This window comes from Brevundimonas vesicularis, from assembly GCF_900445985.1.
Taxonomy (GTDB): domain Bacteria; phylum Pseudomonadota; class Alphaproteobacteria; order Caulobacterales; family Caulobacteraceae; genus Brevundimonas; species Brevundimonas vesicularis_D.
In genome coordinates this window covers 1,410,566-1,435,572 of sequence record NZ_UAQP01000005.1, presented here as the reverse complement: position 1 = coordinate 1,435,572, position 25,007 = coordinate 1,410,566, and the positions used below count along the sequence as shown (strand labels likewise).

Here is a 25,007-nt window from a genome sequence, read left to right as displayed (position 1 = left end):
GGCGCCCTTCATGCCTCGCTTCTTTATCGAACGTCCCGTCTTCGCCTGGGTGATCTCGATCTTCATCATCCTTCTCGGCGTCCTGGCGGTTCCGCGCCTGCCGATCGAACGCTTTCCAAACGTGGCGCCGCCCAGCGTCAGCATCAGCGCCAGCTATCCCGGTGCGACGCCGCAAACGCTGGCGGACAGCGTGATCGCGCCCATCGAACGCGAACTTTCGAGCGTCCGGAACCTGCTGTATTTTGAGAGCTCCAGCGATACGTCCGGATCGGCGTCGATCACGGCGACCTTCAAGCCGGGCGTCAATCCGGAACTGGCCCAGATCGACGTTCAGAACCGGCTCAAGAGCGTCGAGCCGCGCTTGCCGCAGGCCGTCCGACAAACCGGCCTGAGCGTCGAATCCGCTTCATCCGGGTTCCTGATGATCGTCAGCCTGAACTCGGACGGCAAGTTCGACGAGCAGGCCTTGGGCGACTATCTCAGCCGCAACCTGGTCGAGGAGCTCAAGCGTGTGCCCGGTGTCGGACGGGTTCAGAACTTCTCGTCGGAACAGGCGATGCGGGTCTGGATCGATCCGCAGAAGATGGCCGCGCATGGCGTCAGCGTCACGGATGTCACGACCGCCATCGCCAACCAGAACCTACCCATTGCGCCCGGGCGCATCGGCGACGCGCCCACGCTCGCCGGGCAAACTGTCACCGTACCTCTGACCGCGACGGGTCAACTTGAAAGTCCCGAGGCGTTTCGGGCCATCACCCTGCGCGCGGACGCCTCCGGCTCACGCCTGACCCTGGGCGACGTCGCGCGCGTCGAGCTCGGCCAACAGTCGTACGGCTTCGATAGCTATTACAACGGCAAGCCCGCAGCCTCCGCGGCGATCCTGCTCGCGCCTGGCGCAAACTCCGTCGCCGTGTCCAAAGCCGTCATCGCGCGCCTGGAGCAGCTGAAGACGGCCATGCCGGAAGGCATGAGCTATTCGATCCCTTACGACAATGCGCCCTTCGTCAAGGTTTCGATCGAAAAGGTGGTCCACACCCTGCTCGAGGCCATGGTCCTGGTCTTTCTGGTGTTGTTCCTGTTTTTGCAGAACATCCGCTACACCCTCATTCCCGCCATCGTCGCGCCCATCGCGCTGTTGGGGACGTTTGCGGTCATGGCGGCGGCGGGATTCTCGATCAATGTGCTGACAATGTTCGGCATGGTCCTCGCCATCGGCATCATCGTGGACGACGCCATCGTCGTGGTCGAGAACGTCGAGCGACTGATGGCGGTCGAAGGACTGTCGCCCAAGGCGGCCACGATCAAGGCGATGACGGAGATCACCAAGCCGGTCATCGGCATCACCCTGGTGCTGTCTGCGGTCTTCATCCCAATGGCGTTCGCGAGCGGGTCGGTGGGCGCGATCTATCGGCAGTTCACCCTCGCCATGTCGGTGTCGATCCTCTTCTCCGCCTTCCTCGCCCTGTCGCTGACGCCGGCGCTGTGCGCGACCCTCCTGAAACCCGTGACGGGCGGTCATGACGGTCAGGCCGGGATCTTCGGCAGGTTCAACCGAGGCTTCGCCCGAATGACCGACGCCTACGTCAGCGGGGTGGCGCGCCTTCTGAGGCGAGCCGGACGGGTCATGGTCGTGTTCGCGGCCATCCTGGCCGTGACCATATTCGCTTTCGTCCGACTGCCGTCCGCCTTCCTGCCGGACGAGGACCAGGGACAGCTGATGACCTCCATCACCCTGCCGGCCGACGCCACGGCCGAGCGGACGCGCGCCGTCGTGGCCCAGTTCGAACAGGCCGTTCTGGCGCGTCCGGCGATCGCGGGCGCCACCAGCATCATGGGCTTCAGCTTCTCCGGTTCGGGGTCTAACGCCGCGATGGTGTTCACCAACCTGGTCGACTGGAAGTCCCGCAAAGGCGCCACCTCGGCCGGCGAGATGGAGGCGGCGACGGCGGCGATGGCCGCGGTTCGAGACGGCGAAGTAATGACCCTGATGCCGCCGGCGATCGACTCCCTTGGAACGTCTTCGGGCTTTTCAATGCGGCTCCAGGCCGTGAGCGGACAGACGGGCGCCGAGTTGCAGGCGGCGACCGATCGGCTGCTCGCTCTGGCGGCCGCCAGCCCCAAACTGTCGGGCGTCTATTCGGAGGGCCTTCCGGCCGGTTCCGCCGTCAATCTGCGCATTGACCGCGAGAAGGCTGAAGTCATGGGTGTCTCGTTCGAGGCGATCAACAACACGATCAGCGCAGCCCTGGGGTCGAGCTACGTCAACGACTTCCCGAACAACGGCCGGCTTCAGCAGGTGATCGTTCAGGCGGACGCCAGCGCCCGGATGCAGCTGGCTGACGTGCTGAAGCTCTATGTGCCCAATCGCTTGGGCGGCATGACCGCTCTGTCCGAAGTCGTCACCCCGGAGTGGACCGCCTCGCCGGCCCAACTCGTACGCTACAACGGCTTCCCCGCAGCGCGTATCGCCGGCAGCCCGGCGAAAGAGGTTTCAAGCGGCCAGGCGATGGTGGAAATGGAGCGGCTCGTGTCCCAACTGCCCGCTGGCTACGTCGCGGCCTGGACGGGAGCTTCTTTGGAGGAGCAGCAGAGCGGTGCTCAGGCGCCCCTGCTTCTGGCCTTTTCCATGCTAGTCGTCTTCCTCGTCCTGGCGGCGCTTTACGAGAGTTGGTCTATCCCGCTCGCCGTCATGCTGGTCGTCCCGCTCGGCGTCGTCGGCGCCGTAATCGCGGTCACCCTGCGCGACCTGCCGAACGACGTCTTCTTCAAGGTCGGCTTGATCACCATCATCGGCCTGTCGGCCAAGAACGCCATCCTGATTGTGGAGTTTGCCCGCAAGCTCCAGGTCGAAGAGGGAAGGACGCTCGTCGCGGCGACCATCGAGGCGTCGCGCCTGCGTCTGCGGCCGATCATCATGACCTCCCTGGCCTTCACCCTGGGCGTCCTGCCTTTGATGATCGCGAGCGGCGCCAGCGCCGCGACCCAGCACGCGATCGGTACGGGGGTCTTCGGAGGCATGATCACAGCCACGGTGCTGGCGGTCTTCTTCGTGCCGGTCTTCTTCGTCTTCACCCTGACGCTGATGGATCGGCTGGCCTCACGCGTGACGCGCCTGCAATGGCCGTGGAAACGGCATAAGACGGGGGACGTGGCATGACGGGCTGGATGCGCAAAGGCGGAATCGCGCTCCTCTTAGGCTTGGCCGGGTGCCAAACCGTCCCGCGAACGGCGGCCCCCGACGTGGTGGCGCCGGTCTTTCCCGCGTCTTCAGTTGAGGTGGACCAGCGATCGGCGGCCGAGCGGAACTGGCGATCGGTCTTCGTCGATCCGCGTCTGCAGGCCCTCATAGAGATCGCCCTCGCGGAAAGCCGCGATCTGCGGCTCGCGCTCTTGGATGTCGATGCGGCACGTGCGCAGCTTCGCATCCAGAATGCGGGCAGCGCCCCACAGGTCGACGCCCAAGTCGGATACAGTCAGAGCGGAGGGCCGGGCGACCAGAGCACGAGCCAATCAACCGTGTCGCTCGCTCTGTCCGCTTTCGAACTGGACCTGTTCGGACGGCTTCGCGCGGAATCGGACAGCAGTTTTGCGGCCTATCTCGCTGCGCAATCGGGACGGGACGCCGCGCAGATCGCCGTGATGTCGACGGTCGCCGACGCCTATCTCGCACAGAGCGCCGCCGAAGAGGCTGTGGCGTTGACGACCCTGACGCTCGTCGATTGGCGAGCCTCGCTGGACCTGACTCGCCGGCTGCAGGAGGCTGGCCAAGCGAGCGGTCTCGATGTCGCACAGGCCGAGGGTCAGGTCTTGACCGCCGAAGCCGACCGGGAAGCCGCCAGGCGTGACCTCGCCATAGCAACGAACGCTCTGACGCTCGCGATCGGCCGTCCCATGCCGGAAGGTCTCCCGGCCCGCCTGAGCCTTGAGGCGGAGCCCATCGTGACGCGGCTCGGCGCTGGAGTTCCGTCAGACCTTCTGGAACATCGTCCTGATATTCGACAGGCGGAACACCAACTTGCCGCAGCCAACGCCGACATTCGCGCGGCCCGCGCCGCCTTCTTCCCCCGTCTCTCCCTGACGGCGGGCCTTGGCTCGGCCAGCGCGGATCTCGGCGGCCTGTTTAGAGGTGCCAATCGAACATGGTCTTTCGCCCCTGTCATCACCCAGCCGCTCTTCAACGCCGAACGGCTGAAGGGCGCGTTGGATCTTGCCGAGATTCGAGCGGACCAGGCGGTGGCGACTTATGAGCGCACGATCCAGACCGCCTTCAGGGAAGTCGCTGACGGCTTGGCCGGGCGCGAAACCTATGACGCCCAGTTGGACCGCGAGACTGCGGCGGTCCGCGTCGCCGAGCGCCGCAGACTGCTTTCGCAGCAGCGTTATGCGGCGGGGCTGGACAGCCGCCTCGAACTCCTCGACGCGCAGCGCCAACTCTATGCCCAGCAACGCGCCCGGCTGGCGACCCAGAAGGCGCGCCTCGCAAACGCCGTCACCCTGTACCGCGCGCTCGGTGGCGGTCTCGACGTCGGCGGTGCGACCGCCATGTCGCCGAGCGGAGGCGCTTAGGATGATCGTTACCAATGCAGGCAGGAAGTCGCGGCGACCTCACCGGGTTTCGAACCGGGTCTGGTTGACCCCCTTGCCCTATGAAAGGACCTGCCGATGACAGCCGCCGTAACGCTTCATCCCGCTTCGGCCGATGACCTTCCGCGCTTCAAACGCGACTTGCAGGCGGCGTTCGCGCTCGCCGTCGTGGAGGCGTTCGGCGACCAACTCGACGAACCCATCCCATCGGACGCAACGCTGGAGACGGCGTTCAGCGCGCCGGGCGCTGTCGTGCTCCGTATTGTTCAGGACGGCGTCGATGTCGGCGGCGCGGTCGTGACGATCAACACTGAGACCCAGCACAACAGTCTGGATCTGTTCTTCATCAAGGTCGGCCAACACTCCCGAGGTTTGGGACGCCAAGCCTGGTTCGCGATCGAGCAGCGCTTTCCGTCCACCGTCGCCTGGGAAACGCACACGCCCTATTTCGAGAAGCGGAACATCCACTTCTACGTCAACATATGTGGGTTCAAGATCGTGGAGTTCTTCAACGCGCGTCATCCGGATCCCAATGCGGGTGAGGACGATGTTGCAGGAGATTTTCCGGGAGGCGCGGAAGCCTTTCAGTTTCAGAAGGTGATGAATCCGGCGCCAAGATAGGTCGCGTCGGAAAGTTCGGCGGAGCAGGAGCGCCTGCTACGAGACGCTTGCCCTTCAAGGCTTAGATGTCGGCCACAGCAAGCGGGACGACAGGTCTAAACTCGAGGGCGGGAGCCTCGTCGGGCCGGTGTCGAACGCTACGGGCCTTCTCTAGGAGGCGGACCACCCAGTCACAAAATCGGCGGCTTGAAGCCCGGTCTGCTCCGGGGTCTGGCCGGGCTTGAACACGCCAGAGCCGATGCCGAAGCCGGAGGCGCCCGCTGAGCGCCAGGCGGCCATGCTGACGGGCGCGACGCCGCCGACCGGATAGACGCGGGTTTCGGGTGGCAGGACGGCGCGGACGGCTTTGAGGCCTTTGGGTCCGGCGATTTCGGCGGGGAAGAGCTTCAGCGCGTCGGCGCCGGCGTCCAGGGCGGTAAACGCCTCGGACGGGGTGAAGAAACCGGGCAGGGACAGCAGACCCAAGGTCTTGGTCTCGGCGATCACCTTGACGTTGGTGTTGGGCGAGATAATCAGCTGACCGCCGGCGTCCGCCACCTGTCGCGCGGTCTCGACGCTCAGCACCGTGCCGGCGCCGACCAAGGCGCGGCCGTCCAGGGCGGCGCGAAGACGGCGAATGCTCTCAAGCGGTTCGGGCGAGTTCAGCGGCACTTCCAGGCAGCGGAAACCGGCGGCGACGATGGCCTCACCGATCTCCACCGCCTCGTCCGACTTCAGGCCGCGCAGGATCGCGATCAGCGGAAGGGCGTCCAGGCTTTCGATGGAAACAGGGATCATCGGTGTGCGGCCTCATGAATGCGCCACAGACCCTTGGCCGTGGCGGCGGCGCCGTCCGCAATGCGGACGTCGCGGAAACCGCCCTGCTCCAAGGCGGCGGCGTAGCGACGGCTCAGCGCCTCGGCGCCGATCAGGATGACGGGGCGGGCGTTGGCGTCGGCCTGGGCCGCGACCTCCGCCCCGATCAGCAGGCCGGACAGATAGTCGGCTGAGGACGCGGGCGAGAGGCGGCCGGCCAGACCTTCGACCCGCACAGAGAACAGGGCGGCGGTGACGGCGGGATCGCGCAGGGATCGCTCGACCCCCGCGGCGAAGGCCTCGTCGTCCACGCCCGACTCGCCCATCTCGGCGCCCAGGATGGTGCCCTTGCGGATGGCGGCGAACAGTTCGCCGGTCATGAAGGTGCGAAAGTCCGTGATCCGGCCGTCAGCGGTGCGGATCCATTTGCTGTGGGTGCCGGGACCGACGACGACTGCGTCATCGGGCGCGTCCAGGCCGAAGACCTGGGTCTCCTCCCCGCGGATCAAGTCCTGAAGACGGCCGTCCTCGAACACGGCGACGCCGGGCACGATGGAGACGTGGGGCGCATCGTCGGGGCTGGCGACGGCGCTGGCCAGGTCGGCGACGCCGGCGGGGCAGGGCAGATAGGCCATTTCACGCCACCGGCCCCGCGCCCCGGCCATGCCGCTGACCAGCACGGGCAGGCCGTCGTTCAGCCAGTCGCCGGCGACATCGTGCAGCACCTCGCGGAACTGACCGGACGCCAGGCCGCCGGCGCCGCGCGGGTCGGCGCGGCTGTCCAGCACCGCGCCGCCCTCAGCGATCCGCATGACGCGCAGATTGCTGGTGCCCCAATCGACCCCGATCAGTCCGGTCGCTGAACTCACCTCACCACCAGATCGTATAGACCAGGATCAGGAAGGCGATCACGCCGACCGCCGCCAGGTTGAAGCCCAGCGAGGTTCTGTAGCTGATCTGATCCAGTTTGATCTTCATGGCGTCGGGCTTGGCCGGGACCAGCAGGGACACGATCACCGCTGCGATCAGCGAGACGACGAAGACGACGCCGACCCGGTTCATGAAGGGGAAGATGAACTGGCCGGTTTCCTGCAGCCACCAGAAGATGGCCGACAGGACGACAGAGCCGATGGCGGCGGTCAGAGCGCCGGCTTCGGACGCCCGCTTCCAGAACAGACCCAGCATGAAGATGACCACGATGCCGGGGGTGAAGAAGCCGGTGAACTCCTGGATGAACTGGAAGGCCTGATCGAAGCCGCCCAGCAGCGGGCGGGCGGTCAGGATGCCGATGATCACGGCGGCGACGGCGGCGATGCGGCCGACAGTGACCAACTGGTGCTCGGGCACGTCCTTCTTGATCTTGGCGTAGAGGTCCAGGGTGAAGATGGTCGAGATCGAGTTCACCTTCGAGGCCAGCGAAGCGATGATGGCGGCGATCAGGGCGGCGAAGACCAGACCCTTCAAACCGACCGGCAGCAGGTTCATCATCGTCGGATAGGCCTGGTCCGGCGCCGACAGATTGGGGGCCAGGATCAGCGCCGCCATGCCCGGCAGCACCACGATCACCGGCATCAGCAGTTTCAAATAGGCGGCGAAGGCGATGCCCTTCTGGGCTTCAGGCAGCGACTTGGCGGCCAAGGCGCGCTGGATGATGTACTGGTTGAAGCCCCAGTAGCTGATGTTCATGACCCATAGGCCGCCCAGCAGGACGGCGATGCCCGGCAGCTCCTGATAGTGGGGGTTGTCCTTGGACAGGATCATGTCGAACTTGTCCGGGAACTGGGTGATAAGGGTATGGAAGCCCGCCGCCGCGCCGCCCGCGCCGCCGATCGTCGACAGGGCGATGAAGCCGATGATCAGGCCGCCGCAGACCAGCAGGGCCACCTGCACGATGTCAGTCAGGGCCACGGCCTTCAACCCGCCCCACAGCTGATAGGCCAGGGCGAAGACGCCGATGGCGACGATGGCGTAGTCCTGGTTGAAGCCTGTGACCGTGTGCACCGCGATGGCGCCCAGCCACAGGATCGAGGTCACGTTCACGAAGACGTAGAGCAGCAGCCAAAAGACGGCCATCACGTTGCGGATCGTCGGCCCATACCGCTGCTGCAGGAACTGCGGCATCGTCACGATCTCGTTGCGCAGGAAGATCGGCAGGAAGAACTTGCCCACGATCAGCAAGGTCAGCGCCGCCATCCATTCGTAGGAGGCGATGCCCAGGCCGATCACATAGCCCGATCCACTCATGCCAATGATCTGCTCGGCCGAGATGTTGGCGGCGATCAGGGAGGCGCCGATGGCCCACCACGGCAGGCTCTTGGACGCCATGAAATAGTCGGTCGAGGTCTTCTGATGTCCCGCCTTGCTGCGCGAAACCCACTGGGCCAGGCCGAAGATGAAGATGGCGTAGATCGCCAGAATCGCCAGATCGATGCCTGCGAGCGACATGGTGCACTTCCCCCGATGCGCCCGTGTTGGGCTTAGGTCGAAGCCTAGGTCAGCCCCCGGTCAGCCGCAACGGATTTTTATATACGCTGGTGCATTTTACCTGCAATAATCCAGCGATCGCCCTCGGCGTCCGCCCACCGTGGCGGCTGTGGGGCAACGACGGGCTCAAGCCACAGGAATGCCATGACAGACGAAGACGCCGCCGACGATCGCAAATATCGCGCGCCCGCCTTGGAGAAGGGGCTCGACGTTCTTGAACTGCTGTCGGCACAAGGCGAGCCGATGACGCCGTCGCAGATGTCCGCCACCCTGGGACGGTCGGTCAGCGAACTGTTCCGTATGATCCAGGTTCTGGAGTTCCGCGGCTATATCGAACAGTCCTCGGACGGCTATCGTCTGACCAACCGCCTGTTCACGCTCGGCATGACCCAGGCGCCGATCAAATCGCTGGTGGATGTCGCCATGCCGGCGATGCGGGATCTGGCGTCGTCGACGATGCAGTCCTGCCATCTGGTCGTGCCGTCCGGCGACCAGATCGTGGTCATCGCCCGGATCGAGAGCCCTGGCGACCTCGGCTATTCGGTCCGCATCGGCTATCGGCGCAGCATCCTGCACGCAACTTCAGGCCTAATGTTCTATTCGCGGGCCAACGCGCGGGCCCAAAAGCAACTGCATGACACTTTGGCCGCCCAGTTCGGACAGCAAGCGGTGGAGGCGTTCGCGGAGCGTTCCCAGGCGATGACGCAGGGTCCCTATGTCGAGCGGGCCAGCGACTTCGTGAAGGGCGTGACCGACTTGGTGGCCCCGGTGATGGGGGCAGACGGCGTGATCGCCACCCTGATCACCCCCTTCATCGAACAGGCGCCGCTGACCTGCACCCAGGACGAGGCGGCAGCGCTGCTGGTGCGAGCCGCAGAGGCGATCTCGGATCAGATGGGCGCCGTTTCCCAAGCTTGATCGCGATGTCCCCTATTTTTTGTTGACGGCAACAAGTTTCATTTGTGAAAAGGCCTTCGGCCGCGCAAACGTCTTTCCGGCCTGGGGAGGCCCGCGTTCATGGCTGCGATCTACTCCGACCTGAAGAGCAAGACCGTCGTCGTCACCGGCGGCGCCGGCGGCATTGGCGAGAGCATCGTCCGCGCCTTTCACGCCCAGGGCGCGCGGGTCGGTTTTCTGGACATCGACACGGCGCGCGGTGCGAAACTCCAGGCCGAGTTAGGGCAGGGCGCGCTATTCGTTGCCTGCCAACTCACCGATATCCCGGCGCTAAAGGCCGCCATCGCCGCAGTGCGTGACGCCTTTGGCCCCATCGACATTCTGGTCAACAACGCCGCCCATGACGAACGCCACGCCACGCTGGAGATGACCGAAGAGTATTGGGACGGCCGGATGGCGGTGAACCTGAAGCACCAGTTTTTCGCCGCCCAAGCTGTGCTGCCTGACATGAAGGCGACGGGCAAGGGTGCGATCGTCAATCTGGGCTCGACCTCTTGGGTCATCGGCCAGGGGGGCATGGCCGCCTATACGGCCTGCAAGTCGGCGGTGATCGGACTGACCCGTTCGCTGGCCCGCGATTTCGGCGCGTTCGGCGTGCGGGTGAACGCCGTCGCCCCCGGCTGGATCATGACCGAGCGCCAGTTGGAGCTCTGGGTTACGCCGGAAACCGAAAAAGAGATCTACGCCAACCAGTGCCTCAAACGCCGGCTCGTGCCGGACGACATCGCCCGCGTCGTCGTCTTCATGTGCTCGGACGAGGCGGGGGCGATCACCAATCAACACTATGTCGTCGATGGCGGCTGGACCTGAATGACCGACACCTCAAAGCCCAAGAAGCCGCTCCGCAGCCGCGCCTGGTTCGACAATCCGGAGAATCCGGACATGACGGCGCTGTATCTGGAGCGCTACCTGAACTACGGCCTGACGCGCAGGGAGTTGCAGTCGGACAAGCCGATCATCGGCATCGCCCAGACCGGCTCAGACCTGTCGCCGTGCAACCGCCACCATCTGGTTCTGGCTGAACGCGTGCGCGAGGGCATCCGCGAGGCGGGCGGCATCGCCATGGAATTTCCGGTTCATCCGATCCAGGAAACGGGCAAGCGCCCGACGGCGGGCCTGGACCGCAACCTGGCCTATCTGGGTCTGGTCGAAAGCCTGTACGGCTATCCGCTGGATGGCGTCGTCCTGACCATCGGCTGCGACAAGACCACGCCCGCCTGCTTGATGGCCGCCGCCACCGTGGACATCCCGGCGATCGCCCTGTCGGTCGGCCCGATGCTGAACGGCTGGCACAAGGGCGAGCGAACCGGTTCGGGCACCATCATCTGGAAGGCGCGTCAGATGATGGCGGCCGGAGAGATCGACTATGACGGCTTCATCGAACTGGTCGCCTCGTCGGCCCCGTCGGTGGGCTACTGCAACACCATGGGCACGGCCACGACCATGAACTCGCTGGCCGAGGCGCTGGGGATGTCGCTGCCCGGCTCGGCCGCCATTCCGGCGCCGTACCGCGAACGGGCCCAGGTCGCCTATGAAACCGGCCTGCGGATCGTTGATATGGTGCGCGAGGATCTGAAGCCGTCGGACATCCTGACCAAAGAGGCTTTCCACAACGCCATCGTCGTCAACTCGGCCATCGGCGGCTCGACCAACGCCCCGATCCATCTGACGGCGTTGGCCCGCCACGCCCATGTCGATGTGCCGTTGCAGGACTGGCAGACCGAAGGCCTGCATGTGCCGCTGCTGGTCAACCTCCAGCCCGCCGGCGACTACCTGGGCGAGGACTATTTCCACGCCGGCGGCGTCCCTGCCGTCGTCTCCGAACTGATGAAGCAGGGGCTGATCAACGAGGACGCCCTGACGGTCACCGGCAAGTCGATCGGCCAGAACTGCAAGAGCGCTGAGATCCAACTGCCCGATGTCATCAAGAGCTTTGACGCCCCGATGAAGACCGACGCCGGCTTCGTGGTCTTCACCGGCAATCTGTTCAACTCGGCCATCATGAAGCTCAGCGTGATCTCGGACGAGTTCCGCGAACGCTATCTGTCCAACCCCGACGATCTGAATGCCTTTGAAGGCCCGGCCGTCGTGTTCGACGGGCCCGAGGATTATCACCACCGCATCGACGACGAGAGCCTGGGCATCACCGAACAGACCCTGCTGTTCATGCGAGGCACCGGCCCCATCGGCTATCCGGGCGCGGCCGAGGTCGTGAACATGCGCCCGCCGGCATACCTCATCAAGAAGGGCGTCAGCGCCCTGGCCTGCATCGGCGACGGGCGTCAGTCCGGCACCTCCGGCTCGCCCTCGATCCTGAACGCCTCGCCCGAGGCGGCGGCGGGTGGAAACATCGCCCTGCTGAAGACCGGCGACCGGGTCCGCATCGATCTGAACACCGGCCGCGCCGACATCCTGATTTCGGACGCGGAACTGTCCGAGCGTCGCCAGGCGTTCGAGGCGGCAGGCGGCTACAAATACCTCGCCTCCCAGACCCCTTGGCAGGAAATGCAGCGCGACGTGGTCGGCCAGCTGGAAACCGGCGCCGTGCTGGAGCCCGCCGTCAAATACCACCGCATCGTCGACACGATCGGCCTGCCGCGCGATAATCACTGACCAAGCCGCCGCCGCCGGCCTTAGCTAAGCGGCGGCGCCTTTGCATTGGCGGCGATGAAGGCCTCATGGGTAGGCATCCGTTCGACGCCCTGCCGGATCATCGCCTTCATGTGCTGAAGGCGTTGACGGACGTGATCCAGCGGAATGGTTTCAGTGATCGGATCGTGGCGCTCGGGGACGATGCCCTGGCCCAACAAGACGGCGATCCAGTTCGTCTCCTGGAACAGTTCGTCGTCATAGCGGAAGACACGACCCCGACTGCGGAACTGCTCCATCTTCTGCTTGAGCGTTTCGGGCACATCCATGGCCTGCACGTGCCGCCACAGGGCTGAATCGTCGCGCGTTGTCGCGTGATAGTGCAGGATGATGAAGTCCCTGATCCGTTCGACCTCAAGGCGCATTTGGCGGTTGTAACTGTCGATGTCGGCCTGGGCGAAGCCGGTGTCGGGAAAGTGCAGGAGCAGCTTGGATATGCCGGACTGCACCAGATGGATAGAGGTCGATTCCAGCGGCTCCAAGAACCCCGACGCCAAGCCCAGGGCCAGACAGTTCTTGTTCCAGGTCTTCTTGCGGCGGCCGGTGGTGAATCGCAGGAAGTTCGGATCCGCCATCACCTCGCCGTCCAGGGAGGCGCGCAGCCTGGCTTGAGCCTCATCGTCGGAGATGAAGGGGCTGCAATAGACATAGCCGTTGCCGGTGCGGTGCTGCAGCGGAATGCGCCAGCGCCATCCCGCCTCTAAGGCCGTCGACTGGGTATAGGGTGTCGGATCGCCGACCCGGGTGCAGGGCATGGCCACCGCCCGGTCGGCCGGCAGCCAATGGGTCCAGTCCTCGTAACCTGTCTTCAGCGCGCCTTCGATCAGCAGGCCTCGGAAGCCCGAACAGTCGATGAAGAAGTCCGCCGCAAGTTCGCGGCCGTCATCCAGTCGCACCGACTGGATAAAGCCGTCGCCGTCGCGCAAGCGCACGTCGGCGATCGTGCCCTCATGCCGCACCACGCCGTTCGCCTCGGCGCGCTGACGGAGGAAGCTGGCGTACAGGCCCGCGTCGAAATGAAAGGCGTAGGTCATCTGCGAGGCGACGCCGCGCGGATCGCCGTCGGGCCGGGTGAAGCGACCCATCTGGGAGGCCACCGTGGTGACCGAATAGGCGCTCAGATCGTCGTCCAGACCCGCCTTGTTCAGGCGCAGCCAATATTGATGGAAGGACGCCGCGTCGATGCGGGTTCCATAGACGCCGAAGGGGTGGAAGTAGCTTTCGCCCTTTTGGTGCCAGTCATGGAACTGGATACCGAGCTTGTAGGTCGCTTGCGTCGCGCGAACGAATTCGTTCTCGTCGATGCCCAGCAACTGGTTGAACAGCAGGATCGGCGGGATGGTGGCCTCGCCGACGCCGACCGTGCCGATGACCTTAGACTCGACCAGTTCGATCTTCACCGTGCCGCGTGTGACGTGCGCCAGCGCGGCGGCGGCCATCCAGCCGGCCGTGCCGCCCCCGACGATCAGAATACGCTTCAGTGGGGCAGGGATCATCGTGCGTAACCGGTGAAGGTGGTGGAGTGGTCGGGCAGGGCGGCGGCCGCCCGTGCGATCAGTTGCGCGAACTGCCGCGCCTGTCGATCCACGGTCTCCAGATCGTCGAGGCAGGCCAGGGGCGACGCCTGTTTGGGCCACGTGCCCAGCCCGGTGAACACCGCAGCCCAGCTGTCTTCGCGGAAGGATTCGTCTGCCAGCAGGCCGACCTCTCCGCGCGCGCGGAACAGTTCGATCTTCTCCATCAGCGTGTCGGGCGGCGCCGTCTCGCGGCATCGGTCCCACATCGCGCCTGCGCGACCGGCCAGATGATAGTGCAGGATGATGAAGTCGCGGATGCGCTCGAACTCCTGAGCCGAGCGTCGATTGTATTCGCGGATCAGGGCCGGATCGAAGCTGCGGTCGGGGAACATTTCCAAGAGCCTGCCGATGCCGGTCTGAATCAGATTGATGCTGGTGGACTCCAGCGGCTCGACGAAACCGGACGCCAGGCCCAGCGACACGACGTTGCCCTTCCACGCCTCGCGTCGACGCCCGGTGACGAACCTCAACCGATTTGGCTCAGCCAACGGCTCCGACTCGATCTGGCCGAGCAGGTCGTCCAGCGCCGTTTGATCGTCCATATGATCGCTGGAATAGACATAGCCGTTGCCGACCCGGTGCTGCAGCGGAATGCGCCACTGCCAGCCGGCCTCTCGCGCACGCGCCGTGGTGATGGGCTCGGGGGGCAGAGTCGAACTGCACGGCACGGCGACGGCGCGATCGCACGGCAGCCAATGCGTCCAATCCTCGTAGCCCGCCTGCATCGTCTGTTCGATCAGCAGGCCTCGGAAACCCGAGCAGTCGATGAACAGATCCGCCTCGACCTCGCCGCCGTGTTCAAGCGTTACGGCCCGCACGAGACCCGTCTCGCCGTCGCGATCCACGCCCGTGATCCGCCCCTCGCGCCGAACGACGCCAAGCGTCTCCGCCAGCGTCCTGAGCCGCCGTGCGAACAGTCCCGCGTCGAACTGATACGCATATGAATAGTGAGACAGCACCGATCGACTGTCTTCGACGGGCGGGGCGAACTTGCCGGCGCGAGCCATGGCGGTGGGCATGGACCAGGGTGCCAGCGTATCGATTCGGCCGGCGGCCTTCAGGCGAAACAGATACTGCCGCCAGGCCTGTCCTGCGATCGTGGGCCCGTAGTCGCCGAAGCCGTGGAAATACTCCGAACCCGGCGCGGTCCAGTCTTTGAAGGCGATTCCAAGTTTGGCGGTCGCGGCCGTCGAGCGGATAAAGTCCTCTTCGGACAGTCCGATCATCTGCACGAACTGACGGATCGGCGGGATGGTGGCCTCGCCGACGCCGACCGTGCCGATCTGCTCCGATTCCACCAGGGTGATCTTCAGGGACAGCCCGTTGCTGCGGGTGAACGCTTTGCCTAGCGCGGCGGCGGCCATCCAGCCGGCCGTCCCGCCGCCCACAATCGCGATGTGGCGCACCGGTTCTGCTTGATCGCTCATGCGTGCTCCCTTCGTCCGCTTGGCGCGGTTTCTCGAGCGCAAACGTAACGAAAATCACCCTGGCTGCGCTATTGTGGTAGCGCTAACAGAAAATGCTTTTCAGTACGTGAAAACTTGTGCATCCTTGAAAGGTGATCACGTCATCGAACGATGGGTGGGTTCACGTCGGGAGGGATGTCGCCCTACGTCGTCAATAAGCGACGGGCGCGACCAGCAGGAAGGTTCTGAGACCGATGTCTCGTCAAAATCACGTTCGTCGCGTCGCTCTGCTGTGCGGCGCATCCTTGATTACGGTCTCGGCGACCCTGCCGACCGCTGTTTTGGCCCAAGAGGCTCCGGCTCAGTCGGACGAGGCAACGACTGTCGATGAAGTGGTCGTCACCGGCATCCGCGCACAGCTTCGCTCGGCCCAAGCCATCAAGAAGACGTCCGAGGTCATCGTCGACTCGGTGACGGCCGTTGACATCGGCGCCCTGCCTGACCGTTCGGTGTCGGAGGCGCTGCAACGCATTCCCGGCGTCACCCTTCAGCGCACGAACGCCGCGCGTGACCCGGCCCGTCTGGCGGCAGAGGGAGGTGGCGTCTTCATTCGCGGCCTGTCGTGGGTCCGCTCGGAAACCAACGGCCGCGACATCTTCTCGGCCTCCAACGGTCGCGGCCTCAGCTTCGAGGACGTATCGGCCGATCTGCTCGCCGGCGTGGATGTCTACAAGAATGTCGCGGCGAACATGATCGAGGGCGGTATCGCCGGCACAACCAATCTGCGGACCCGCGTTCCCTTCGACAACAGCGACCCGCTGTTGGCGATCAACGCCGACTACAACTACGGTGATCTGTCGGAAAAGGGCTTCTGGTCAGGTAGCATCCTGGCGACGGACCGTTGGCAGACCGGCATCGGCGAGATCGGTCTGCTGGCCAATGTCAGCGTGTCCAACGTGGGCAACCGCACGGATTCGATTTCGGTCGACCGCTACGATCCGGTGACGCTGGATGCCAGCAACGCCAGCACCGATGGTTCGGGAACGGCCGGCGAGACGGTGTTCGTGCCCAAATACCTGGGCTGGCGCACCATTGATTGGGAGCAGAAGCGCACGGCCGTCGCCTTGGCCGCCCAATGGCGTCCTAACGACCAATGGCTGTTCACCTTGCAAGGACTGGCTTCGCAGGCGGACGCCTATAACGTCGAATATGCGCTGGGCACCGATAGCATCGTCTCGCCCAACTCCAGCTATCGCTACAACGACGAGAACGTGTTCGTCAGCGGCAATATTCCATCTGCGAACTGGAACACCGACACGCGCATCGGCGACGACACCAAGAAGACCAGCGATGTCGCGCTGAACTTCCAGTACACGCCCGGCGGGGCCTGGTCGTTCTCGGGCGATCTACAGTACGTGAAGTCTTCGGCCGAAATCTATTCGATGACGGCCTTCACCCAGCTTCAGAACCGTCCGGACTTGTCGATCACCATCGACGGCGATCTGCCGACCGTGACCTCCACCGGCGGCACGCCTGAAGATCAGTCCGCCTATTGGTGGGCGGCGGCGATGGACCACATCGAGGACAACGAAGCCGACGAACTGGCCGGTCGTTTGGACGCCCGCTACGACTTCGAGGAGAACTCGTCCTTCTTTAAGTCGGTCGCCTTCGGCGTGCGTGGCACCGAGAAGAACTACACCAATCGCCAGACCGGCTATAACTGGGGCCTGCTGTCGAACCAGTATTGGGGCAACGGCGGCGGCGCGGTCGTTTATCTGGACGACACGGGCTATCCGGGCGGCACGCAGGATCCGCGTCTGCCCAACTCTTCGACCCTCTATCGCTTCGACAACTTCTTCCGCGGCGATGCGCCGGTTCCGGGCGTGGCTTGGTTCCCGGCTGAAAGCCTGCTGAACCAGGGCACGGCTTACGCCTACGATATCCTGCGCAACACCGAGAGCTCGGGCTGGGGCTGGACGCCGCTGAGCGACGACTATGAAAGCTACCGTCTTGGCGGCGGCAACGGCGGCATCACAGAGCTGACCGAGAAGACGCAGGCGGCCTATGTCTATGCCCGCTTCGGCAATGACACAGGGTTCTTCGGCCGAGCCTTCGACGGCAACATCGGCCTGCGTGCGGTCGATACCAAGACCACCTCCAACACGGTCACCACCCTGCCGTCCATTCAAGGATCCTGCCCGCCCGCGAACGCGCCCGGCGCGGATTGCACGGCCTTCAACCGCGCGGTCCAGTTTGTGAATGGCGGATCCCTGGACGGACAGCCTGTCGAGAGCAGCTACACCAACTGGCTGCCCAGCCTGAACCTGCGCGGTTTCCTGAGCGACACCCTGCAGGCCCGCTTTGCGGTGTCGCGCGCCATGGTGCGGCCCGAGATGTATCAGCTCCAGCCGTTCACCAACCTGTCGATCAATTTCCAGCCTGACGGCTACACTTTGAATCCGACGACGCCGTTCACCGGCGTGGGCGGCAATCCAGCCCTGCGTCCGATCACGGCGACCAACTATGACGCCAGCCTGGAGTGGTATTTCGCGCCGACCGGAAGCCTGACGTTCGCCGCCTTCCACAAGGACATCAAGGACTACATCTTCACCGGCACGGAGACCCAGTCGATCACCAACGGCGGCGTCACCTACGACTTCCTCGTCACCCGCTACACCAATGGGGCGAAGGGCACGGTCGACGGATTCGAACTGGCCTATTCGCAGTTCTTCGACTTCTTGCCGGGCGCTCTCAGCGGTCTCGGCTTCCAGGGCAACTTCACCTACATCAGCTCGGACGGCGGCAAGAACACCAGCCAGAACATCCTGGACACGACGCAGAACGGCGCCGCTTCGGACAGCACCCTGCCGCTGGAGGGCATGTCCCGCACCAGCTACAACGCCGCCATCCTGTATGAGAAATACGGCATCTCAGCGCGACTGGCCTACAACTGGCGCGAGGAATATCTGCTGACCACCTCGGCGGCGAACATCAACGCCCCCGTCTGGGCAAGCGATTACGGTCAGCTGGATGGCTCTATCTTCTATAGCCTGACCAAGGACATCAAGATCGGCGTTCAGTCGACCAATATCCTGAACGAACGGACGGTCCTGAAGGTGGGCAACGAAACGCGCAAGCCGCCCTACAACTGGGTGGATACGGACCGCCGGATCGCGGTGGTGCTGCGCGCCGCCTTCTGATCGGGCTTTGACAACGGGGCGCCGGCGGTCGTCGGCGCCCCGATCGTTTTCTTGTCGACGTTGGGAGGCGGCGATGGGCTATTTCACACGCGGGCTCGCCGCAGCCTTGTCTGCTGCGGCTCTGGTCGCCGCAGCGGCCTCGCCGGTTCTGGCTCAGTCGCCCATTCCGCAACTGGTCGAGCGAAATGGTCGTCACGCCCTGATGGTCGACGGCGCGCCCTTCACCGTCCTGGGCGGACAGGTCAACAACTCGTCCAACTATCCGGCGCCCCTGGCCCAAGCCTGGCCCGCGCTCAGTTACATCGGCGCCAATACGGTCCAAATCCCGCTCGGCTGGGAGCAGATCGAGCCGGAGGAGGGGCGTTTTGACTTTTCCTTCGTCGATCACGCCATCGACCAGGCCCGCGCCAACGACATGCGCGTCGTCTTCCTGTGGTTCGCCACCTGGAAGAACACGGCTCCGGCCTATGCCCCCTCTTGGGTCAAGCTGAACCCCGAGCGCTTTCCGCACCTGATCGAGAAGAGCGGCAAGGAAAGCTATGCCCTGTCGCCTTACGGCGCCGAGACGTTGGCCGCCGACACCCGCGCCTTCGCCGCCCTGATGCGTCACATCCGCCAGGTCGACGAGCGCGAGCGCACCGTCATCATGGTCCAGCCCGAGAACGAGGTCGGTACCTACGGCCCCGTTCGCGACTATTCGCCCGCCGCCCGCGCCGCCTTCGACGGTCCCGTGCCCCAGGCCCTGCTGGACCGCACCGGCAAGGCGCCCGGAACCTGGTCCGCCGTCTTCGGTAAGGACGCGGACGAGTTCTTCCACGCATGGTCCATCGGCCATTACGTCGGCCAGGTCGCCGCGGCCGGCAAGGCCGAGTATCCGCTGCCGATGTACGTCAATGCCGCCCTTCGCGATCCGACGAACGATCAAGATCCAGCCACCTATGCCTCGGGCGGTCCGACCTGGAATGTGATCGAGGTCTGGCAGGCCGCGGCGCCCGCCATCGATTTCCTGTCGCCCGACATCTACACGCGCAAGTCCGGCGAGTACGAAGCGCATCTGGATCGCTACGCCCGGCCCGACAACGCCCTGTTCGTCGCCGAGACCGGCAGCGACGTCCAGTACGCCCGCTATCTGATGGAGGCGCTGGGGCGAGGCGGCATCGGCTTTTCGCCCTTCGGCATCGATTACACCGGCTATTCTAACTATCCGCTGGGCGCCAAGGAGATCACCGAGAAGACGCTTGAGCCGTTCCGCGACCTCTATCGCCTGATCGGCCCATGGCAACGGACCTGGGCGCGCCTGGCCTTTGAAGGCAAGGTCTGGGGCGCCGCCGAACCTGACGATCGCAAGCCCGAGGTCATCGACTTGGGCGACTGGAACGTCACCACCAGCTATCAGCGTTGGCAGTTCGGGCCGAGCAGCCAGCCCATCGATCCCAATGACGTGCCCGCCGCCTCGGCCCAGCCGAATGGGGCCATCGCCATCGCCGAGATCGCGCCGGGTCAGTTCATCCTGGCCGGCCACCGCATTCGCATCGATTTCGCCGCCAAACCCTCAACCGATGGCAAGCGCCGCATGGTCCTGCGCGTCGAGGAAGGCCATTTCGACGACGCCGGCAAATGGGTGTTCGAACGCATCTGGAACGGCGACCAGGTCGACTATGGCCTGAACTTCTCCGGTGATCGACCGCAGTTGCTGCGCGTCGTCACGGCCACCTACTGACCCCTGCAAGAATAAAGCGAGCGCCCGCCATGATCCCGACCCTCGCCCGCCGCCTGTTCCTGGCCGCCCTGATGACTGCACCCCTGGCTGCCTGTGCCGGTCAGGGTCTTATGGACAGCGCCTCCGCCGGCGCCATCCAGCAGGCCGCGTTCGAACGCACCGCCAGCGGCATCGTCGTCACCCCGGCCGAGGGCGCCGCTCGCCGGGTCCGGCTTGAGGTCTATGGTCCCGAAACCATCCGCGTCACCGCGACCGAGAACGCCGACCTCGACCTGCCCGCCAGCCTGATGGTCACGGCGGAGCCCTCGACCACCACCCCGTTCCAGGTCGAGACGCGCGGCGACACCGTCGTGCTGAAAACCGCCGAGGCCACGGCGGAAGTCTCGCGCGAGACCGGCGCCGTCCGCTTCCTCGACGAGAACGGCCAAGAGGTGCTGAAGGAGCGTCCCGGCAGCCGCGAGCTGAGCCCCGTCACGGTCGAGGACCAGAAGGGCGATCACCGCTTCCTGGCTACGCGTCAGGTGTGGGAAAGCCCCGACGACGAGGCCTTCTACGGCCTGGGTCAGCACCAGCAGGGCGTGATGAACTACAAGGGCCACGACGTCCTGCTGGCCCAGCACAATATCGACGTCGGCATTCCGCTGGTCGTATCCAGCCGAAACTACGGCGTCCTGTGGGACAACAACTCGATCACCCGTTTCGGCGACCCGCGCCCCTACGGCATGATCGCCGACCAGTTCATCGTCCGCGACGCCACCGGGCGGTTCGGCGGTCTGACCGCCAGCTACTATCAGAACGACCAGCTGAAGGTTCAGCGCCAGGAAACCGAGGTGAACTACGAGTTCATCCGCGAATGGTCGCGCTGGCCCGAAGGCTTCAAGTCGCAACCGGGCCAACCGGTCCAGACCGGCGACATGGGCAAACCCGGCCAGGCGGGCGTCAGGGTCGTCTGGGAAGGCACGCTGGAAACCGCGACCGCCGGCCTGCACAAGTTCCGCCTCTATTCTTCCGGCTACGCCAAGGTCTGGATCGACGGGCGGATGGTCGAGGACAACTGGCGCCAGAACTGGAACCCGTTCGACCACGACTTCCAGGTTCAGATGGCGGCCAATACGCGCGTGCCGATCAAGATCGAATGGATTCCTGAGGACGGCTATATCTCGTTGCGCCATCAGGACCCGCTGCCGGCCGCCGATCACGGCGCGCTCAGCCTGGCGTCGGAAGTCGGAACGGCCATCGACTACTACTATATCGGCGGCGACGATCTGGACGGGGTGATTTCGAACTATCGCGGTCTGACCGGCAAGTCGGTGATGCTGCCCCGCTGGGCCTACGGCTTCTGGCAGAGCCGCCAGCGTTACAACACCCAGGACGAGGTGACCGGCGTGGTCCGTCGCTATCGCGAGCTTGGCCTGCCGATCGACAACATTGTTCAGGACTGGTTCTACTGGCCCGAGAACGCCTGGGGCTCGCACCAGTTCGACCCCGCGCGCTTCCCGAACCCGACCCAGATGGTCAAGGACGTTCACGACATGAACGCCAACATCATCATATCGGTCTGGCCGAAATTCTATCCGACGACCGATCACTACAAACAGTTGGACGCCATCGGCGGCATGTACACCCGCAACGTCGATGTCGGCGCGCGCGACTGGGTCGGACCCGGCTATGCCAACAGCTTCTATGACCCCTATCTGCCCGCCGCCCGCGACCTGTACTGGAAGCAAATGTCCGACAGCTTCAAGGGCATGAATTTCGACGGCTGGTGGCTGGATTCGGTCGAGCCGGACATGCACTCCAACCTCGACATCCCCGAGCGGACCCTGCGCATGGGGCCGACCGCCATCGGTCCGGGCACCTATGTCTTCAACTCCTATCCGCTGGTCAACGCCGAGAACGTCTACAATAACTTCCGGCGCGAGAAAGGCGACGAGCGGACCTACATCCTGACCCGCTCCGCCTGGGGCGGCCTGCAACGCACCGGCTCGACCCTGTGGTCGGGCGACGTGGTGGCGCGCTGGGATAATCTGAAGGACCAGATCTCGGCGGGCGTGAACACCGGACTGTCGGGCCTGGCCAACTGGACCCACGACATCGGCGGCTTCGCGGTCGAGGCCCGCTATTCCAACCCCGCCGGCATGAAGCCCGAGGACAAGGCCGAGTGGGACGAGCTGAATCTGCGCTGGTTCCAGTTCGGCGCCTGGTCGCCCGTCTTCCGTTCGCACGGCGAGTTCCCGCTGCGCGAGGTCTATAATCTGGCTCAGCCGGGCACGCCGCTGTATGACGCCTACGCTGCCCAGCTGCGCACCCGCTACCGGCTGATGCCCTACATCTACAGCCTGGCCGGCGACGTCTATCAGCGCGACGCCACCATCATGCGCGGCCTGGTCATGGACTTCCCGTCCGACCTGAAGGCGCGCGACATCAACGACCAATACCTGTTCGGCCATGCCCTGCTGGTCGCCCCGGTGACGGAATACAAGGCGCGCAGCCGCTCGGTCTATTTCCCGCAAGGGGCTGACTGGTACGACATGCTGACCGGCCAGAAATATTCGGGTGGCCGCTCGGCGACGGTCCAGGCGCCCGAGGACAAGATTCCGGTCTTCGTACGCGCCGGCTCCATCCTGCCGACCGGTCCGGCGATCCAGTACACGGCGGAGAAGCTGGACGGCCCGCTGACCCTGATCGTCTATACCGGCGCGAACGGCTCCTTCTCTCTCTATGAGGATCAAGGCACGACCTACGCCTATGAACGAGGCGAGTTCTCCAACATCCGGATGACCTGGAACGACGCCACTGGCGTCCTGACCATCGGCGCGCGGACGGGCTCGTATCCGACCATGCCGGCGAACCGCACTATCAATGTGCGCTTCGTCAGCGGACCGGGCGCTGATGTCGGAAACTTCGACGCCCAGCCTGCAAGGACGATCCAGTACTCAGGCCAGCCTGTAGAGGTTCGCCGCTAAGGATCGTCCCGCCGCCCGCATCCCTGTCGTTCGGAAACGCTCGTCTTTTTATTCAGGAGCCGCCATGCGCTCGTTCATGTTCGCCGCGGTCGCGGCATCCGCCCTGATGGTGGCGACCGTGCCCGCTCAAGCCAGGGCGCAAGTTCCGGCTCAAGCTGCGACGACGCCGGTTGCAGGCGCGGCCCTGCTTGATCCGATGTTCCAGGACCACGCCGTCCTGCAACGTGGTCGCCCGATCGATGTGTGGGGCAGGGTGACCCCCGGCGCAGCCGTGTCGGTCCGCCTCGGCCAGGCCCAGGCTCAGGCGACCGCCGGTCCCGACGGCGTCTGGCGTGCGACCTTTCCGACCCAGACCGCCGGCGGTCCTTATGTGCTGACGGTCCAGTCAGACGGCGCGAGCCAGAGCGTGTCCGACATCCTGATCGGGGACGTCTGGCTGTGTTCGGGCCAGTCGAACATGGAGTTCGCGGTCCGTCAGGCCACGAATGCAGAGAGCGAGATCGGCGCCGCCAACGACGCCAAGATCCGCCTCTTCCTGGTTGGTCGTTCCAGTTTGCCGGCGCCGGATTCGACCCCGCGCACCGTTGGCCAGTGGCGTGTCACCAGCCCGCAAAGCGTGCGTGATTTCTCGGCCGCCTGCTATTTCATGGGCCGTGACCTGCGCCGCACCGAGGACGTGCCTATTGGCCTGATCGCCGCCTCCTGGGGCGGGTCGATCATTGAGGATTGGCTCAGCCGCGACGCCGTCGAAAAGCTGGGCGGCCATCAGGAGGCGTTAAACGCCCTCGACGCCTACGCCCGCGATCCGGCGCAGGGTGACGCGATCTGGCGCCGGGTGACGCAGGACTGGTGGCGGGCCAACGATCCCGGCACGAAACAGGGCTGGCATCTGGCGCGCATCAATGACGCCGACTGGGCACCTATTCCGGCCGAGGGCTTCTGGGAGTCCACCGTGCCTGGCCTCGCCACCTTCGACGGTATCGTCTGGCTGAGGAAAGAGGTCGAGCTGACGGCCGCCCAGGCCCGTCAGGCCGCGACGCTGGAGCTGGGGCCGGTGGACGATGCCGATGTCACCTGGGTCAACGGCCAATACATCGGCGGGCAGCAGGGCTGGGACACGCCACGCACCTATGCGGTTCCGGCCGGTACGCTGAAGGCTGGTCGCAATCTGATCGCGGTCGGCGTGCTGGACACCAACGGGGGCGGCGGCGCCTGGGGACCGGCGGCGAACAAGCGGCTGGTGCTTGCGGACGGTACGGCCGTCAGCCTGTCTTCGGGCTGGCGTCACCGCGTCGCCGCCCCGCTGGGCGACCTGCCCAATCCGCCGCGCACCCCCTGGATCGGCGGCAGCGGCACGACCACCCTGTACAACGGCATGATCGCGCCCCTGGGCGCCTATGGCATGAAGGGCATGGCTTGGTATCAGGGCGAGTCGAACATTGGCGACTATGTCGGCTATCGCCGCCTGCTGCCGGCCCTGTTCGCCGACTGGCGCGCCCGGTTCGAGAATCCCGAGATGCGGATGCTGGTCGTGCAACTGGCGAACTTCGGCCCCATGGCCAGCCAACCGACCAACTCCTATTGGGCGGCCCTGCGCGAAAGCCAGCGCACCGTGGTCAATGCCGACCCTCTGGCGGGCCTCGCCGTCGCCGTCGATATCGGCGACCGCTACGACATACATCCGACAAACAAGCTGGAGGTGGGCCGCCGTCTGGCGCTGGAGGCTCGTCGTCTGGACGGTCAGACCCCGCCCGTCTCGCCGCAGCCTGTGTCCGTGACCCGCGCCGCCGACGGCGTCCACATTCGCTATTCCGCTTCGGCTCAATTGGTCGCCTATGGTTCGAACCGCCCGGTAGGCTTCGAGCTGTGTGGGTCCGACAACGCGTGCCGCTTCGCCGATGCGACGCTTTCAGGGGACGAGGTCGTTTTGTCGTCCGTGATGGCGAGCGACCTCAAGGTTCGCTTCTGCTGGGCCGACAGCCCGGTCTGCAACCTCTACGGCCCTGCCGGTCTCCCGGCGGTCCCGTTCGAGGCGGAGATCCGCTAAG

At 65.1% G+C, this 25,007-nt stretch carries 15 protein-coding genes; 10 read left to right on the top strand and 5 right to left on the bottom strand.

Annotation, left to right across the window (positions count from 1 at the left end; genetic code table 11):
• The first annotated feature begins 10 nt into the window (after window positions 1–10).
• The 3 genes from DT343_RS07110 (at window position 11) to DT343_RS07100 (ending at window position 5,205) form a co-directional block, all read left to right on the top strand.
• Entirely contained in the window at window positions 11–3,157 is a 3,147-nt protein-coding gene (locus tag DT343_RS07110) for a multidrug efflux RND transporter permease subunit (RefSeq protein WP_112862285.1), read from the top strand.
• Entirely contained in the window at window positions 3,154–4,566 is a 1,413-nt protein-coding gene (locus DT343_RS07105) for an efflux transporter outer membrane subunit (RefSeq protein ID WP_112862284.1), read from the top strand. Before DT343_RS07110 ends, DT343_RS07105 begins: the two co-directional genes overlap by 4 nt.
• A gap of 159 nt (window positions 4,567–4,725) precedes the next feature.
• Window positions 4,726–5,205, top strand: a complete 480-nt coding sequence (locus tag DT343_RS07100) for a GNAT family N-acetyltransferase (protein WP_258522517.1) — start codon at window positions 4,726–4,728, stop codon at window positions 5,203–5,205.
• A gap of 150 nt (window positions 5,206–5,355) precedes the next feature.
• On the opposite strand, the gene DT343_RS07095 is transcribed toward DT343_RS07100, so the two are convergent.
• Genes DT343_RS07095 through DT343_RS07085 form a run of 3 tightly spaced genes read right to left on the bottom strand, consistent with a single transcriptional unit; the run spans window position 5,356 to window position 8,445 of the window.
• Complete coding sequence (locus DT343_RS07095; RefSeq protein ID WP_112862282.1) at window positions 5,356–5,982, bottom strand: 2-dehydro-3-deoxy-6-phosphogalactonate aldolase; 627 nt, start codon at window positions 5,980–5,982, stop codon at window positions 5,356–5,358.
• Complete coding sequence (locus DT343_RS07090) at window positions 5,979–6,869, bottom strand: 2-dehydro-3-deoxygalactonokinase (RefSeq protein ID WP_112862281.1); 891 nt, start codon at window positions 6,867–6,869, stop codon at window positions 5,979–5,981. The genes DT343_RS07095 and DT343_RS07090 overlap by 4 nt, the downstream gene beginning before the upstream one ends.
• A 1-nt stretch (window position 6,870) precedes the next feature.
• Entirely contained in the window at window positions 6,871–8,445 is a 1,575-nt protein-coding gene (locus DT343_RS07085) for a sodium/sugar symporter (protein ID WP_112862280.1), read from the bottom strand.
• A 183-nt stretch (window positions 8,446–8,628) separates the two neighbouring features.
• On the opposite strand from DT343_RS07085, the gene DT343_RS07080 reads away from it, so the two are divergent.
• The 3 genes from DT343_RS07080 to DT343_RS07070 all read left to right on the top strand — a co-directional run bounded on the left by DT343_RS07080 (window position 8,629) and on the right by DT343_RS07070 (window position 12,054).
• Window positions 8,629–9,402, top strand: a complete 774-nt coding sequence (locus DT343_RS07080) for an IclR family transcriptional regulator (protein ID WP_112862279.1) — start codon at window positions 8,629–8,631, stop codon at window positions 9,400–9,402.
• A gap of 99 nt (window positions 9,403–9,501) precedes the next feature.
• Window positions 9,502–10,251: an SDR family NAD(P)-dependent oxidoreductase gene (locus DT343_RS07075; RefSeq protein ID WP_112862278.1), complete on the top strand. Its 750-nt coding sequence runs from the start codon at window positions 9,502–9,504 to the stop codon at window positions 10,249–10,251.
• On the top strand, window positions 10,252–12,054 hold the full coding sequence (locus DT343_RS07070; protein ID WP_112862277.1) for an IlvD/Edd family dehydratase: 1,803 nt from the start codon (window positions 10,252–10,254) through the stop codon (window positions 12,052–12,054). It begins immediately after the preceding gene.
• Window positions 12,055–12,074: 20 nt separating this feature from the next.
• Here DT343_RS07070 and DT343_RS07065 read toward each other — a convergent pair whose 3' ends face one another.
• Both DT343_RS07065 and DT343_RS07060 read right to left on the bottom strand, forming a co-directional pair.
• Window positions 12,075–13,586: a tryptophan halogenase family protein gene (locus tag DT343_RS07065; RefSeq protein WP_112862276.1), complete on the bottom strand. Its 1,512-nt coding sequence runs from the start codon at window positions 13,584–13,586 to the stop codon at window positions 12,075–12,077.
• A complete protein-coding gene (locus tag DT343_RS07060) occupies window positions 13,583–15,094 on the bottom strand; it encodes a tryptophan halogenase family protein (protein WP_112862275.1) in 1,512 nt (503 codons plus the stop codon). The genes DT343_RS07065 and DT343_RS07060 overlap by 4 nt, the downstream gene beginning before the upstream one ends.
• A 233-nt stretch (window positions 15,095–15,327) precedes the next feature.
• Between DT343_RS07060 and DT343_RS07055 the strand changes: the two genes are divergently transcribed.
• The 4 genes from DT343_RS07055 (at window position 15,328) to DT343_RS07040 (ending at window position 25,006) form a co-directional block, all read left to right on the top strand.
• Window positions 15,328–18,273: a TonB-dependent receptor gene (locus tag DT343_RS07055; protein WP_112862274.1), complete on the top strand. Its 2,946-nt coding sequence runs from the start codon at window positions 15,328–15,330 to the stop codon at window positions 18,271–18,273.
• A 73-nt stretch (window positions 18,274–18,346) separates the two neighbouring features.
• On the top strand, window positions 18,347–19,993 hold the full coding sequence (locus DT343_RS07050; RefSeq protein ID WP_112862273.1) for a DUF5597 domain-containing protein: 1,647 nt from the start codon (window positions 18,347–18,349) through the stop codon (window positions 19,991–19,993).
• A gap of 29 nt (window positions 19,994–20,022) precedes the next feature.
• Window positions 20,023–22,959 carry a TIM-barrel domain-containing protein gene (locus DT343_RS07045; protein WP_112862272.1) on the top strand — a complete coding sequence of 979 codons (2,937 nt, stop codon included), beginning with the start codon at window positions 20,023–20,025 and terminating at the stop codon, window positions 22,957–22,959.
• Between the two features lie 64 nt (window positions 22,960–23,023).
• Window positions 23,024–25,006, top strand: coding sequence for a sialate O-acetylesterase (locus DT343_RS07040; RefSeq protein ID WP_112862271.1), 1,983 nt, complete (start codon window positions 23,024–23,026; stop codon window positions 25,004–25,006).
• Window position 25,007: the final 1 nt, after the last annotated feature.

Coding starts and splice junctions, on each gene's coding strand:
- DT343_RS07110 (WP_112862285.1), top strand. CDS start 11: ATGCCTCGCTTCTTTATCGAACGTCCCGTCTTCGCCTGGGTGATCTCG.
- DT343_RS07105 (WP_112862284.1), top strand. CDS start 3,154: ATGACGGGCTGGATGCGCAAAGGCGGAATCGCGCTCCTCTTAGGCTTG.
- DT343_RS07095 (WP_112862282.1), bottom strand. CDS start 5,982: ATGATCCCTGTTTCCATCGAAAGCCTGGACGCCCTTCCGCTGATCGCG.
- DT343_RS07085 (WP_112862280.1), bottom strand. CDS start 8,445: ATGTCGCTCGCAGGCATCGATCTGGCGATTCTGGCGATCTACGCCATC.
- DT343_RS07080 (WP_112862279.1), top strand. CDS start 8,629: ATGACAGACGAAGACGCCGCCGACGATCGCAAATATCGCGCGCCCGCC.
- DT343_RS07075 (WP_112862278.1), top strand. CDS start 9,502: ATGGCTGCGATCTACTCCGACCTGAAGAGCAAGACCGTCGTCGTCACC.
- DT343_RS07070 (WP_112862277.1), top strand. CDS start 10,252: ATGACCGACACCTCAAAGCCCAAGAAGCCGCTCCGCAGCCGCGCCTGG.
- DT343_RS07065 (WP_112862276.1), bottom strand. CDS start 13,586: ATGATCCCTGCCCCACTGAAGCGTATTCTGATCGTCGGGGGCGGCACG.
- DT343_RS07060 (WP_112862275.1), bottom strand. CDS start 15,094: ATGAGCGATCAAGCAGAACCGGTGCGCCACATCGCGATTGTGGGCGGC.
- DT343_RS07055 (WP_112862274.1), top strand. CDS start 15,328: ATGTCTCGTCAAAATCACGTTCGTCGCGTCGCTCTGCTGTGCGGCGCA.
- DT343_RS07050 (WP_112862273.1), top strand. CDS start 18,347: ATGGGCTATTTCACACGCGGGCTCGCCGCAGCCTTGTCTGCTGCGGCT.
- DT343_RS07045 (WP_112862272.1), top strand. CDS start 20,023: ATGATCCCGACCCTCGCCCGCCGCCTGTTCCTGGCCGCCCTGATGACT.
- DT343_RS07040 (WP_112862271.1), top strand. CDS start 23,024: ATGCGCTCGTTCATGTTCGCCGCGGTCGCGGCATCCGCCCTGATGGTG.